Source organism: Prochlorococcus marinus (assembly GCF_001180245.1).
In the GTDB taxonomy this organism is placed as follows: domain Bacteria; phylum Cyanobacteriota; class Cyanobacteriia; order PCC-6307; family Cyanobiaceae; genus Prochlorococcus_A; species Prochlorococcus_A marinus_F.
Window position 1 is genome coordinate 44764 of record NZ_CVSV01000116.1, and the last position, 13235, is coordinate 57998.

The following is a 13235-nucleotide window of genomic DNA, read 5'->3' on the forward strand; positions in this document are numbered from 1 at the left end:
ATAAACATGGTTAGGTATTTACATTTAAGATTTCTTCTAACCAAGAGCGCATCTAATTAACTACTAAAAAGGAGTTTTATTAAATTGGAAATCATTGAGTCAGATGTAGTTATTATCGGAGGAGGCCCGGCCGGATGTACTTGCGCACTCTATACATCTCGTTCAAACTTAAAGACAGTAATTTTAGATAAAAATCCATCTGTTGGAGCCTTAGCAATAACCCATCAAATAGCTAATTATCCAGGTGTTCCGGTTGATATAAGTGGGGAGAAATTACTTACTCTAATGAGAGAACAAGCTGTGCAATATGGTACAGACTATAGAAGAGCACAAGTGTTTGGAATAGACGTTAGTGGAGAATGGAAAATGGTTTATACACCCGAAGGCACTTTCAAAGCTAAAGCACTTGTACTGGCAAGTGGTGCAATGGGTAGGCCTGCATCATTTAAGGGCGAAGCGGATTTTCTTGGTAAAGGAGTAAGTTATTGTGCTACATGTGATGGGGCTTTTTATAAAAATAGAGAAGTTGCCGTTGTTGGAGTGAATAAGGAGGCAATTGAAGAGGCAACTGTTCTAACTAAATTTGCATCAACTGTGCATTGGATTACATCAAGTGACCCTAAATCAGATAATGAAGAAGCTATGGAATTGATGGATAATTCAAATATAAAACATTGGAGTAGAACAAGATTATTGGAAATATTGGGTGATGAAATGGGTGTAAATGGGGTTGTTGTAAAAAATAAGCAAGAAGAAAATCCTATCAATTTAAATTTAGATGGAGTCTTTGTCTATATGAGTGGTTCAAAGCCGATTACTGATTTTTTAGGTGATCAAATTGCTTTAAAAGAAGACGGAGGAGTAATCGTGGATGACTTTATGTCTACAAACTCTGATGGAGTATGGGCTATTGGAGATATAAGAAATACACCATTTAAGCAAGCAGTCGTTGCAGCTTCTGATGGATGTATTGCCGCGATGTCAATTGATAGATACTTAAATAGTAGAAAAAATATAAGAGTAGATTGGATTCATTCTTAAAAAAATTTCTGCTTAAATTTAAAGAGGTGTTGCTTCAGAAATATAAGCTACTCCTCCGTAGTAGCTTAAATCGTCCCTGATGTTATCTCTCATTTTATCTATTAATTCTTGCTCACAAAAAACAATTACATGAGCATTTGCTCCTAATCCTGTAAATTCCATATCTTCAGTAACAACTCTTTCAGGACCTCTGCCTGTGGCGTGTTTCATAACGGTATATCCAGGAACATTAGCTTTTTCTAATGTTTTAATGATTGCATCTAGTTCTCTTTCACTAAATATCAAGTCTAATCTTTTCATTTTTTATAGAGGGGAAAGTGGGATAATGGTATTTACTAAACTCATATATATGGGAATGCCAAGAACTATATTGAATGGGAAAGTTAGACCTAGCGTAGTTGAAATATAATAACTAGATTTAGCCTCTGGAACTGTCATCCTCATCGCTGCAGGAACTGCTAAATAAGAGGCGCTTGCACATAAAACCACAAATAAAAGTGCGTTGCCAGGTCCTAAAGATAAAAATCTTGCAACGAAAACACCAATAAATGCATTAAATAGAGGCATGAAAATAGCAAACCCAATCAAAAAAGAACCCGCATTCTTCAATCTTGGTAATCTTTGAGCAGCGACTATTCCCATATCTAATAAGAAGAAGCATTCTGCTCCATAGAATAATTGTCCAGTAAAAGGCTCCATTTTTGCAATTCCTGAGGGATTACTGGAAGCAGTCAGAAATCCCACAATTAAGCTTGAAAGCAATAAATAAACTGATCCATTCAAAAGTGATTCGTGTAATATTGCGCTTAGATGCATTTTTCTTGATTTTGGTCTATTTTTTGGAGCTGCAAATTTCACAAGTAATAATCCAACAATGATTGCAGGAGATTCCATTAAAGCTAAGGCGCCAACCATAAACCCATCAAAAGCTATTTTTTGACTTTCTAAAAAACTTTCTGCGGAAATAAATGTAACAGCACTAATTGAACCGTATGCTGCTGCTATTGCGGCTGAATTAAAGACATCAAACTTAAATCTTAAAATTAAAAATCCAATCAAAGGGATTACTAGTGACATCAGTATTGCAGCGCTTAAAGTAGGCAATACTTGATTTGTAAACCCGCTTTTCTGTATCTCTATACCTCCTTTGAACCCAATAGCTAGGAGCAGATATAAGGAGAAAAGTTTAGGTAATGGAGCTGGTATTTCTAAATCAGATTTAAAAAGTACTGATGTTGCTCCAATCAAAAAGAAAAGAACTGGCGGGGCTAATACATTTTGCAGAATTGGATTTATTTCCATACATTACGAAGCTATTTCATTTAGAGCAGTTTCTAAGGCTTCTTTTCTTGTTTCAATAATGCCTTCAACTCCAAACTTAGCTAATCTATCCTTCACTTTTTCATTTGCACCAGCAACAAATGCTTTTCTGGAATTATTTTTTGCTTCTTGCATCATATCCTCTATTGCGAGAGTCGCCGTGACTCCAAGTCTTGGTACATCAGTGATATCTAATATCAAAACCTTGTAGTTTCTTACGAGCATCATTCTTTCAGATATTCCTTTAGCTGCTCCAAAACTAAGTGGTCCTTTTAGTCTAAACAACATTACTTCTCCTGAACATCTATCCAGAAGTGCTTTTTCATCAGCAGGCAATGCATTTTTTGCTTGATCATCTTTTGATAAAGGATTATCCTCATCCATACCCTCTAGTTGAGTTTCGGTTATTGAATCAATAGTGAGCATATTTGCTATAAATACACCGACTAAAACTGCCCAAATTAAATCCCAAAAAACAGTCATTAAAAGTACGCCGTACATTACTACTGATGTTTTTAAAGATAATTTGTGAGCCCTCCTCAAGAATCCCCAATCAATAATATCTAGGCCTACTTTTATAAGAATTCCTGCTAGCAATGCAGTTGGTATTTGCTCAGCTAAAGGTCCAGCCCCAACTAAAACTATCAACAATACAACTGAGTGAACCATACCAGAAATGGGAGTTGATCCTCCAGATTTAACATTTATAACTGTTCTCATGGTTGCTCCTGCTCCAGGTAAACCTGAAAACAGACCTGCTACAGCATTTCCTATTCCTTGACCAATAAGTTCCCTATCAGAATTATGTTTTGTTTGAGAGATATTGTCTGCTACTAGAGATGTCAGTAAGGAGTCAATAGCGCCAAGCACTGCTAGGACTAACCCTGCCTTGAAAATAATTGGGAAATATTGATTAAAACTTGGAAAATTTAAAGATGGAACTCCTCTCGGAATTTCTCCAATTCTATCAATAGCTCCGTCTCCAAAAATTAAAATTGATATTGGAGTTACTATCAATAAGGCTAATAGAGGAGAAGGAACCCATTGACTTATCTTTCTAGGAGTTAGAAATACTATACCTAGAGTCATTACTGCCACTCCAATAGCAGCGCCATTTGGCTGGAAATTTGAAAATACAGTAGATAAAGATTCGACTACCCCACCACGAGTGCTAATACCTAGTAATGGTCCAATCTGAAGTGCGATGATTATAACTCCAATACCAGACATAAATCCTGACACAACAGAATATGGAACTAGAGTAATATATTTTCCTAGTTTTAGAATCCCAAATAATATTTGCAGTAAGCCACCAATGACTACCGCTGCCATCACTAAAGGTAAAATTTGTCCTGCTGAGAGATCTCTTGGAACCCCCACTGCTGCTAAGCCTGCTACTACGCCAGCAACAGTTACGCTCATAGGACCGGTAGGTCCACTAACTTGAGCAGGTGTTCCACCGAACAATGCTGCTAAAAAACCAACTACTACTGCCCCATATAGTCCATAAATTGCTCCGCCAGGTCCTAACGCAGCATTTCCAAAAGCGAGAGCGAGAGGTAAAGCCACCACTGCGGCTGTAATCCCTCCTAGAATATCTCCTCTTACATTCTTTAGATGAAATCCATTAATTATTTTCAAAGATACTCTCCTTAAAATAAATACTTAACTAAAAGATATTATCTCTTTATGACGTAAATTTGTGAAAAATGAAGTTTGTGCAAAATATTTTTGTAACTTTTTTCGCTTTTTTTAAATAAATTTTAGTTACTTTTCCTGAACAAAAGTAGTCTCTGATTGATTTATGTGCGAGGCAAGCGATTAATGTATTAGATAAATATTTTTCAATTTAATAATATTCAAATGAATTCGATTATTCGTCCAAGAAGATTAAGAAGAACTGAGGCAATTAGAAAAATGGTTAGAGAAAACCATTTGGCGGCATCGGACTTTATCTATCCATTATTTATTCATGAAAAAGATTTTAAAGAGGAAATTTCCGCAATGCCCGGAACTTATAGATGGGATATTAATGGCTTATTAAAGGAGGTTACTAGGGCATGGGAATTGGGAATTAGATGTGTGGTTCTTTTCCCAAAAATTAACGATAGCTTGAAGACTGAAGATGGAGCAGAATGTTTTAATGAGGACGGTTTAATACCTAAAGCTATTCGAATATTAAAAAAAGAGATTCCTGAAATGGCAATAATGACAGATGTTGCCTTAGACCCTTACTCGTGTGATGGACATGATGGCTTAGTTGATGAAACTGGAAAAATATTGAATGATGAAACGATTGAAATTTTAAAAAAACAAGCTTTAACTCAAGCTAGAGCTGGAGCAGATTTTATTGGCCCTAGTGACATGATGGATGGGAGAGTTGGAGCAATTAGGACTGCTCTTGATAGTGAAGGATTTAGTGATGTAGGTATTATTAGTTATACAGCTAAATATTCATCTGCTTATTATGGTCCGTTTAGAACTGCTTTAGATTCGGCTCCTAGAGAAAATAGTAAGAAAGTAATTCCAGACAATAAGTCTTCATATCAAATGGACCCTGCCAATTCAAAAGAAGCTTTAATTGAATCTGCATTGGATCAGTATGAAGGCGCTGATATTTTGATGGTAAAACCAGGAATTTCATATTTGGATATTGTTTATAGACTAAGCACATTTTCAAATAAGCCCATAGCTGCATATAACGTTAGTGGGGAGTATTCCATGGTAAAGTCTGCTGCTATGAAGAACTGGATTAACGAAAAAGATATTGTTTTAGAGACATTGCTTAGTTTTAAAAGAGCAGGAGCAAAATTAATACTCACTTATCATGCTTGTGATGCATCTCAATGGTTGCAGGATACTTAAAAACTCATTATTAACAAAAATTTGGTTTATTCTTATATAAGAAATAAATTAATTGCTTTGTTTTGAAGTTTTCACAAGGAGTAAATAGAATTGGTCACATTGCACTTAGAGTAGAGAATCTCGAAAGGGCTAAATCTTTTTATATTAAGCTGGGTATGAATTTGGTTTGGGATGATAAAGATTGGTCTTATTTAGAGGCAGGTAAAGGGAAAGATGGACTTGCGTTGTTAGGCCCTAGCTACAAAGCTGCGGGACCTCATTTTGCTTTTCATTTTGAAAATAAAAAAGAAGTGGAAAATATGCAAAATGATTTAAAAAATTCTGGTGTAAAAGTTGGTCCTTTACATGAGCACAGAGATGGAACAGCATCTTTTTATATGAAGGATACTGAAGGAAACTGGCTTGAGATGCTTTATGTTCCTTCTGAAGGGATTCAATCGAATGTTTGATTCTTTTTTTTTGTATGCAAGAGAAAAGTTATCCTAAAAAATCATATTCAGATAACACCTTAGAAGAAGAATCTATAAAACTTTTAGAGTGGGATTCATTAAAAACACATTTATCTTCATTCGCCTCAACGGAAATGGGTAAACGATCAATTTTAAGTTTTGTTATACCTTCAGAATACGAGGCATCTAAAAGACTTTTGAATGAAACTGTTGAAATTAATGAGCTAGAAAAAAATTTAGATAAATCAATTAGTTTTTCTGGTGTTTTTGATATTAGTAAAAATATTGAAATTTGTTCGAAGGGAGGTGTAATTTCATCTTCTGAATTGTTAGAAATAGCGAAAACAATTGCTGCAGCAAGAAATTTAAAAAAAATCTTTTTAGATTTTGAACAAAGGCCTTATATTTCATCATTCACAAAAAATTTAATTGACCATCAGAATATCGAAACGATTTTTAAAAAAGGTATTGAATCGAATGGTAGGATTTCAGAAAATGCTAGTAATGAACTATCTATTCTTAGAAAAGAATTTTTATCTAAGAAACTTGAAAGAAAAATATTAGTTGAGAAATTTATTCAAAAGAATTTAGCTTATTTGCAAGATACTACTATTGGAGATCGATATGGAAGGCCTGTCTTGGCAGTGAAAGTTAATTATGTCGGCAAATTTAAAGGAATAATTCATGACTCTTCATCTTCAGGGAATACAGTATATTTTGAGCCTGAAAGTGTAGTAACTAAAGGTAATAAGATTGCTTCTTTAGAGGCTAGGATCACAGCAGAAGAATTTAAATTACTTAAGAAATGGTCTCAGGTTGTTAGTGATAATTCAAAAAATCTTATTGAAATGGCATCCATTTTATTAAGATTAGAAAATGCCCTAACTCGTTCAAGATATTCGAAATGGATTGGAGGTAAAACTCCTACATTTGAGAAAAATCCTATTATTTCTTTAATTGGTTTTTCTCATCCATTATTGATTTGGGAACATAAGAAAAAAGGAGTCCCTCCACCAGTAGCTGTCGATTTTTATATAAATAGAACTATTAAGGTTGTAGCTATTACAGGTCCAAATACTGGAGGTAAAACAGCAGCTTTAAAAGGTTTGGGCTTGTCTTTACTTATGGCTAGAGCAGGATTATTGATACCTTCAACTAATAATCCTATTATCCCTTTTTGTCCTAATATATATGTTGATATAGGAGATAATCAATCATTAGAAGAAAATTTATCTACCTTCAGTGGGCACATGTCCCGCATTAAGGAGATATTAGCTTCACTTGATTATAAGAAAGGATTATCAGTTGTTTTGTTAGATGAGATTGGATCTGGCACAGATCCTCTTGAAGGAAGTGCTCTTGCGATGGCTTTATTAAAAGAATTTGCAAATAAATCTGACATCACTTTGGCAACTACACATTATGGAGATATTAAGGCTTTAAAATATAACGACTCAAGATTTGAAAACGTATCAGTTGCCTTTGATGAGGAATCTTTGAAGCCAAAATATATACTTAACTGGGGTATTCCTGGGAGAAGTAATGCTTTGTCAATTTCAAAGAGAATTGGTCTCGATGAAAACATACTCAATGAAGCTGCAAATTATCTAAAGCCAAAAGCAGTTGACAATATTAACACTATTATTAAAGGACTTGAGGAAGAGAGGATTAAACAACAAAATTCCGCAGAAGCTGCTGCAGAATTGATTGCAAGGACTGAAATATTACATGATGAACTGAAGAGAAATTATGAATATCAAAAAATAAATGCTCAAAAAATCCAGGAAATTGAAAGGTCTAAATTATCAAAACATATTATATCCGCTAAAAAAGAGGTAATAGATTTGATTAAAAAATTAAGAGATAAAAATGTTAATGGAGAGGATACGAGAATTATTGGAAAAAGATTAAAGGAAATTGAGAGGGAACATTTAACCCAAAAAAAATCTGAAAAGTCAATATCATGGAACCCTCAGGTAGGCGATTTTGTAAAGATTAAAAGTTTAAATAGTACTGGACAAATTGTAGATTTAGATAAAAAAGGTGGTTTTTATGAAATTAAATGTGGTTCATTTAGAAGCACATTATCTGTAAATGACTTTGAAGGGATTAATGGAGAAAAGCCTAATTTCAAAAGGTCAAAAATTGAGATCACGTCTTCAAGAGAAGATGTTTCTTTTTCTAAAATCAGAACTAGTAAAAATACAATTGACGTAAGAGGGTTAAGAGTTCATGAGGCCGAAATAATTATTGAGGAGAAAATTAGAAAATTTCATGGGCCGCTATGGATTGTTCATGGAATTGGCACAGGGAAATTAAAGAAAGGACTAAGAAATTGGTTATCAGGTTTAAATTATGTTGATAAGATTGAAGATGCAGCCAACAACGAGGGTGGCCCAGGTTGCAGTATTGCGTGGATAAAATAAAATTTAAAATACCTAGAAAACAATTTAATAAACTTATTAAGTGCAATTTATTGATCAAGCCAACATTATTCTTAAAGCTGGAAAAGGTGGAAATGGAATAGTTTCATTTAGAAGAGAAAAATTCGTTCCAGCTGGAGGACCTTCGGGGGGAAATGGTGGTAGAGGGGGTTCAGTTATTTTGATGGCTGATAATAATCTTCAAACATTATTAGATTTCAAATTCAAACGTGAAATAATTGCTGAAGATGGATGCAAAGGAGGTCCTAATAAGAGATCAGGTGCTTCAGGTGAGGATACAATCCTTAAAGTACCCTGCGGTACAGAAATAAGGGATATTAAAACCGGCATTATTTTAGGAGACTTAACTAAACATAAACAGAGTTTAACTATTGCCATTGGAGGAAGAGGTGGACATGGTAATGCTTACTATTTAAGTAATCAAAATAGAGCCCCAGAATCATTCACTGAAGGAAAAGATGGTGAGATATGGGAGGTTCAATTAGAACTAAAACTTCTTGCAGAGGTTGGGATTATAGGTCTTCCAAATGCTGGTAAAAGTACCTTAATTTCTGTTGTATCATCTGCCCGTCCAAAAATCGCAAATTATCCTTTCACAACCTTAATACCTAACTTAGGTGTAGTAAGAAAAATTGATGGGAATGGTTGCCTTTTCGCGGATATTCCTGGATTAATATCAGGGGCAGCTGATGGAGTAGGTTTAGGCCATGATTTTTTAAGGCATATCCAAAGAACGAAGATACTTGTTCACTTAATTGATGTAATTGCAGAAAATCCTTTACATGATTTTGAGATAATTGAGCAGGAATTAAAAAAATATGGAAAAGGTCTTTTAGATAAAGAGAGGATAATAGTTTTGAATAAAATGGAGCTGGTGGATGATGATTATTTGAAAATAATTTCAAAAAAGTTAGAAGATTTATCTAAAAAGAAAGTTTTAGTTATTTCTTCATCTTTAAAAAAAGGTTTATCTTCACTGCTTTCTGAAGTATGGAAAAGGATCTAACTTAAATTTAAAATTTTTTTGTAAAAAAAAACACTTGATTTAATAATGAAAATTAGTCATAAATAAGATACCACTTTAAATACAATATGAATTTCTATACTTGCTTTGATCAACAAGGAAAAATAATAGCTAGATGTCAAACCATGCAAGATATTGAGGTTTTGAAGAAAATGGGAAGACCAATTGTAGAAGTCAAGGAAATGAAAAATGAAGAGTCGGTTGTATGTTCACTTACAGGAAGTCCATCCGATTTTAATAGAGATTACTAATAGAATTAATAAATAAAAAAAAGGGCTTTTAGAGCCCTTTTTTATTTTGCATATCTATCAAAAGAAAACTTAATCATCATAAACAAGACATTCTGGTTCATCAGGGTTGGCATCGCAGAATAGTTCCAAAGCGTTAGGGTCATGTTTATCATCAGGATGATGATCCTTATACTCTTCGAGTTCTTTTAGCTCTTCAGTTAAATGTCTGACCTTTGGAAGATTGCCCTCTGCTTTTGCAGATTCGATTTCCGATTGATCTTTTTGGATGTGTTCGTCAATGGATTTCATTTTAAGCTTTTCGTACTTTAGTAGACATACATAACATAGTTAATTTCTAATGAAATTGCATTATCTATGAACTAAATAAGTGTTCATTACAACATCATTTTTTTTTGAAATTGATTTATTTATTTTTTTAAGGTCTCTACTTTCATTATTTCCTTTAGCGATGGTAAAACTGGGATTATTTGATTTGGGTTTAAAGGGAATAAAGCTTTGTAGTAATCTTTTTTCCATTCATTGTCGAAACATGTACTAGTTACGTTAGATAATTTAAAGAATTTTAATCTCCATTCAATAATCTTTTCAAAACTTGATAGTTCTTTTTCAGTACATTTGAAAAGTTTGCTGTATATCAATTCCCATCTTATAAGAGTTGGAAAAAGGTAAATATCTGCGTAGGTTAACTCTTCTCCAAATATCCAGTCCCCTTTATTATTCCGAAGTAAATTTTCAATTTCATTTATAGCTGCGAAAAGATTTTTACTTGCTTTTTCGTAAGCTGACTGGTTTCTGGCGAAACCACATTTATATACTCCATCATTAATACTGTTATTGATTAAATCTAAAAATTTTTGATTACCATCTTTAATACTTAATGCCTGATATTTCGATTCACTTTTTATTGAATTGAGTAGTCTTATAATCTTTGAACTTTCATTAGAAAGAATATTTACTTCATCTTTTAAAACGGTAATTAAAAGAGGTAATGTCGCTCTAAAAATAATCTTTTTATTAGCTTTTTTGTAAAGGTCTGAAAGTCTTATACATCCCTTAATCTTTGTATTGAAAATCCATTCGCCATGCTCAACATCTGCCTTTAAAAAAATTACTTTAACTTTTTTAGATAAATCTTTTATTTCATGCACGAGTAAAGTTCTTTGACACCATGGACAAGAATGACCTACTAATAAATAAATTTGTCCATTCTCATTATTAATGTCGTATTCACTATTAATGGTTATACCTTTAGGCCTTTTATAATTACCATGTAAATCTGATGGCGCGAAGCCATTCATTAATTGGGTCCAAAACCAAAACCAAAATTTTCTGGAGGCCTTTATAAGGTATTTATTTTGCATAAAATTTTATTTTTAAAGAAAAAATGACTGTTCAAAGAATACTTATCGTTTCAGGCACTCATGGGAATGAAATTAATCCTGTTTGGGCTGTTAAACAATTTAATAGAAAGGAAAATAGTTTAAATAATGGTATTGAGTATGAGTACATCATAGGTAATCCTGCTGCCTATGAAAAAGGTTGCAGATATATAGATGTAGATTTAAATAGATCTTTTAAAGGAAGTGAGAATTTTGATCAAAACAAGAATAGCCTTTATGAAACTAATAGAGCCAATTTTTTAGTTGATGAATTTGGAATTGACGGATCTAAACCCTGTCAAATTGCAATCGATTTGCACACTACTACTGCAAATATGGGAACAAGCATTGTTATGTATGGGAGGAGATCCAAAGATTTTTGTTTAGCTGCATTACTACAGAACAAATTTGGATTGCCTATTTACTTACACGAAAAAGATAAAGCCCAAACAGGCTTTCTTGTAGAAGCTTGGCCATGTGGTTTAGTTATTGAAATAGGAGCTGTCGCACAAAATTTTTATGATCAAAATATCATAAACAGGTTCTCTCTGATAATTAGCTCCCTAAGAGAAGAGATAGATAAATTAAAAAATAAACTTATAGAACTTCCAGAGGAATTAGTGGTTCACGTTCATCAAGGGAGCATAGATTATCCAAGAGATGAAAAGGGAGATATTGATGGCATTATTCATCCTGAGAGAATAAACCAAGATTGGAAAATAATTAAAAGAGGAGATCCATTATTTCTGGATAGCCAAGGAATAATCCACAAATATGAACGGGACCAAATGATTTGGCCTGTTTTTATTGGAGAAGTTGCTTATAAGGAAAAAAAAATTGCCATGAGCTACACAAAAAAAGAAGTGATTTGTTCAAAAAAACAATGGGTTCAAGAGTTTGAAAGTTTTTAAATTAAGAAACCGGAACAATAAATCGCTGAAAACAAATAAGGATTTTTTATTTTATAGATAAGTTTATTTAATATCTAATACTTTTATTTTTTTTTCTAATTTTTAAACCTTAAAAACCTAAATTCTTTCACTCCAATAAATAACAGCTCCAAAAGCCTCTAATTGCAGTCTTCTATGCTTAGCCTCTCTTAAGGAAACTACCTCTCTAGATCTTTTTCCATTAAGAAGCCATTCGATTATTACCAAGTTGAATCCTCAATAACAAAGAAAATCTTAAGACATGGAAGTTCTTTTCTCCTGTTTTACCAAAAATAAGTTTACTTAAAGAAAAAATATTTACACATTTTTTGCGATTTTGGTCTAAAATCTTCGAAGCGGAAATTTTTTTCCGTTTTTATTTACACGTCTCACTTTAGAGACATACTTTACGAACTCATGACAACTATTCAGCAGCAGCGTTCTTCGCTGTTAAAAGGTTGGCCACAGTTTTGTGAGTGGGTAACATCAACTAACAACAGAATTTATGTTGGTTGGTTCGGCGTCTTAATGATCCCATGCCTACTTACAGCAGCGGCTTGCTTCATCGTTGCATTCATCGCAGCACCACCAGTAGACATCGACGGAATTAGAGAGCCAGTTGCTGGTTCATTCCTATATGGAAACAACATCATCTCAGGTGCAGTTGTTCCTTCATCTAACGCTATTGGTCTACACTTCTACCCAATTTGGGAAGCAGCTACTGTAGATGAGTGGTTATACAACGGTGGTCCTTACCAGCTTGTAATTTTCCACTTCCTAATCGGTATCTCAGCATACATGGGAAGACAGTGGGAGCTTTCATACCGTTTAGGTATGCGTCCTTGGATCTGTGTTGCATACTCTGCACCAGTTTCAGCAGCTTTCGCAGTATTTCTTGTATATCCATTCGGTCAAGGTTCATTCTCTGACGGAATGCCTCTAGGTATCTCTGGAACATTCAACTTCATGTTTGTTTTCCAGGCAGAGCACAACATCCTAATGCACCCATTCCATATGGCTGGTGTTGCTGGTATGTTCGGAGGATCTTTATTCTCAGCTATGCATGGTTCACTTGTTACTTCATCTCTTATCAGAGAAACAACTGAGACAGAGTCTCAGAACTATGGTTACAAGTTCGGACAAGAAGAAGAAACATACAACATCGTTGCAGCTCATGGCTACTTCGGTCGTTTGATCTTCCAATATGCAAGTTTCAACAACAGCAGAAGTCTTCACTTCTTCTTAGCTGTATTCCCAGTTGTTTGTGTATGGTTAACTTCAATGGGTATCTGCACAATGGCATTCAACCTTAACGGTTTCAACTTCAACCAGTCAGTTGTTGATGCAAACGGTAAGATTGTTCCTACATGGGGTGACGTTCTTAACAGAGCAAACCTAGGTATGGAAGTAATGCACGAGCGTAACGCTCACAACTTCCCACTTGATCTAGCAGCAGCTGAGTCTACAACAGTAGCTCTTTCAGCTCCAGCTATCGGTTAAGCTTAAAGTTCTTAAATCTACATGCCCCCTTTT

The 13235-nt window shown here is 34.1% G+C and carries 14 protein-coding genes; 8 read left to right on the top strand and 6 right to left on the bottom strand.

All coding sequences use genetic code 11. The features are described from left to right. Nucleotides 1–84: 84 nt before the first annotated feature. Entirely contained in the window at nt 85–1041 is a 957-nt protein-coding gene (locus AMO19_RS04445; RefSeq protein ID WP_075507493.1) for an NAD(P)/FAD-dependent oxidoreductase, read from the top strand. An 18-nt stretch (nt 1042–1059) separates the two neighbouring features. On the opposite strand, the gene AMO19_RS04450 is transcribed toward AMO19_RS04445, so the two are convergent. From AMO19_RS04450 to AMO19_RS04460, 3 genes are read right to left on the bottom strand one after another with little or no spacing between them, the layout of a single operon-like run. Further along, entirely contained in the window at nt 1060–1341 is a 282-nt protein-coding gene (locus AMO19_RS04450; RefSeq protein ID WP_002805886.1) for a P-II family nitrogen regulator, read from the bottom strand. A gap of 3 nt (nt 1342–1344) precedes the next feature. Further along, the gene (locus tag AMO19_RS04455; RefSeq protein WP_075507494.1) at nt 1345–2343 is read right to left on the bottom strand and encodes a sodium-dependent bicarbonate transport family permease; all 999 of its coding nucleotides are present in this window, start codon (nt 2341–2343) and stop codon (nt 1345–1347) included. Nucleotides 2344–2346: 3 nt separating this feature from the next. After that, the gene (locus AMO19_RS04460; RefSeq protein ID WP_075507495.1) at nt 2347–4002 is read right to left on the bottom strand and encodes a SulP family inorganic anion transporter; all 1656 of its coding nucleotides are present in this window, start codon (nt 4000–4002) and stop codon (nt 2347–2349) included. A 222-nt stretch (nt 4003–4224) separates the two neighbouring features. Here AMO19_RS04460 and hemB point away from each other — a divergent pair, with 222 nt between their 5' ends. From hemB to AMO19_RS04485, 5 genes are all read left to right on the top strand, one after another. Next, complete coding sequence (gene hemB / locus AMO19_RS04465; RefSeq protein WP_075507496.1) at nt 4225–5226, top strand: porphobilinogen synthase; 1002 nt, start codon at nt 4225–4227, stop codon at nt 5224–5226. Between the two features lie 62 nt (nt 5227–5288). Further along, nucleotides 5289–5675, top strand: a complete 387-nt coding sequence (locus AMO19_RS04470; protein ID WP_075507497.1) for a VOC family protein — start codon at nt 5289–5291, stop codon at nt 5673–5675. A gap of 14 nt (nt 5676–5689) precedes the next feature. After that, nucleotides 5690–8101, top strand: a complete 2412-nt coding sequence (locus tag AMO19_RS04475) for an endonuclease MutS2 (RefSeq protein WP_075507498.1) — start codon at nt 5690–5692, stop codon at nt 8099–8101. 40 nt (nt 8102–8141) lie between these two features. Further along, complete coding sequence (gene obgE / locus AMO19_RS04480; protein WP_075507499.1) at nt 8142–9125, top strand: Obg family GTPase CgtA; 984 nt, start codon at nt 8142–8144, stop codon at nt 9123–9125. Nucleotides 9126–9211: 86 nt separating this feature from the next. Beyond that, nucleotides 9212–9394, top strand: coding sequence for a hypothetical protein (locus tag AMO19_RS04485; RefSeq protein ID WP_075507500.1), 183 nt, complete (start codon nt 9212–9214; stop codon nt 9392–9394). A gap of 69 nt (nt 9395–9463) precedes the next feature. Here the strand turns inward: AMO19_RS04485 and AMO19_RS04490 are convergent, their stop codons facing one another. Further along, nucleotides 9464–9682 carry a CP12 domain-containing protein gene (locus AMO19_RS04490; RefSeq protein WP_019480078.1) on the bottom strand — a complete coding sequence of 73 codons (219 nt, stop codon included), beginning with the start codon at nt 9680–9682 and terminating at the stop codon, nt 9464–9466. A 119-nt stretch (nt 9683–9801) separates the two neighbouring features. Next, nucleotides 9802–10755 carry a glutathione S-transferase family protein gene (locus AMO19_RS04495; protein WP_075507501.1) on the bottom strand — a complete coding sequence of 318 codons (954 nt, stop codon included), beginning with the start codon at nt 10753–10755 and terminating at the stop codon, nt 9802–9804. A gap of 23 nt (nt 10756–10778) precedes the next feature. On the opposite strand from AMO19_RS04495, the gene AMO19_RS04500 reads away from it, so the two are divergent. Then, nucleotides 10779–11684, top strand: coding sequence for an aspartoacylase (locus AMO19_RS04500; protein WP_075507502.1), 906 nt, complete (start codon nt 10779–10781; stop codon nt 11682–11684). 117 nt (nt 11685–11801) lie between these two features. On the opposite strand, the gene AMO19_RS08765 is transcribed toward AMO19_RS04500, so the two are convergent. Then, nucleotides 11802–11930 (bottom strand): hypothetical protein, encoded by a 129-nt coding sequence (locus tag AMO19_RS08765; RefSeq protein WP_257008958.1) that lies wholly within the window; start codon nt 11928–11930, stop codon nt 11802–11804. Between the two features lie 189 nt (nt 11931–12119). On the opposite strand from AMO19_RS08765, the gene psbA reads away from it, so the two are divergent. Further along, nucleotides 12120–13202, top strand: coding sequence for a photosystem II q(b) protein (gene psbA, locus AMO19_RS04505; protein ID WP_002805533.1), 1083 nt, complete (start codon nt 12120–12122; stop codon nt 13200–13202). The last annotated feature ends 33 nt before the right edge of the window (nt 13203–13235 follow it).

Excerpts from the sequence above, each read along its gene's own strand:
- AMO19_RS04450 (WP_002805886.1), bottom strand. The coding sequence starts at position 1,341 with ATGAAAAGATTAGACTTGATATTTAGTGAAAGAGAACTAGATGCAATC.
- AMO19_RS04455 (WP_075507494.1), bottom strand. The coding sequence starts at position 2,343 with ATGGAAATAAATCCAATTCTGCAAAATGTATTAGCCCCGCCAGTTCTT.
- hemB (WP_075507496.1), top strand. The coding sequence starts at position 4,225 with ATGAATTCGATTATTCGTCCAAGAAGATTAAGAAGAACTGAGGCAATT.
- AMO19_RS04475 (WP_075507498.1), top strand. The coding sequence starts at position 5,690 with ATGCAAGAGAAAAGTTATCCTAAAAAATCATATTCAGATAACACCTTA.
- AMO19_RS04485 (WP_075507500.1), top strand. The coding sequence starts at position 9,212 with ATGAATTTCTATACTTGCTTTGATCAACAAGGAAAAATAATAGCTAGA.
- AMO19_RS04490 (WP_019480078.1), bottom strand. The coding sequence starts at position 9,682 with ATGAAATCCATTGACGAACACATCCAAAAAGATCAATCGGAAATCGAA.
- AMO19_RS04495 (WP_075507501.1), bottom strand. The coding sequence starts at position 10,755 with ATGCAAAATAAATACCTTATAAAGGCCTCCAGAAAATTTTGGTTTTGG.
- AMO19_RS04500 (WP_075507502.1), top strand. The coding sequence starts at position 10,779 with ATGACTGTTCAAAGAATACTTATCGTTTCAGGCACTCATGGGAATGAA.
- psbA (WP_002805533.1), top strand. The coding sequence starts at position 12,120 with ATGACAACTATTCAGCAGCAGCGTTCTTCGCTGTTAAAAGGTTGGCCA.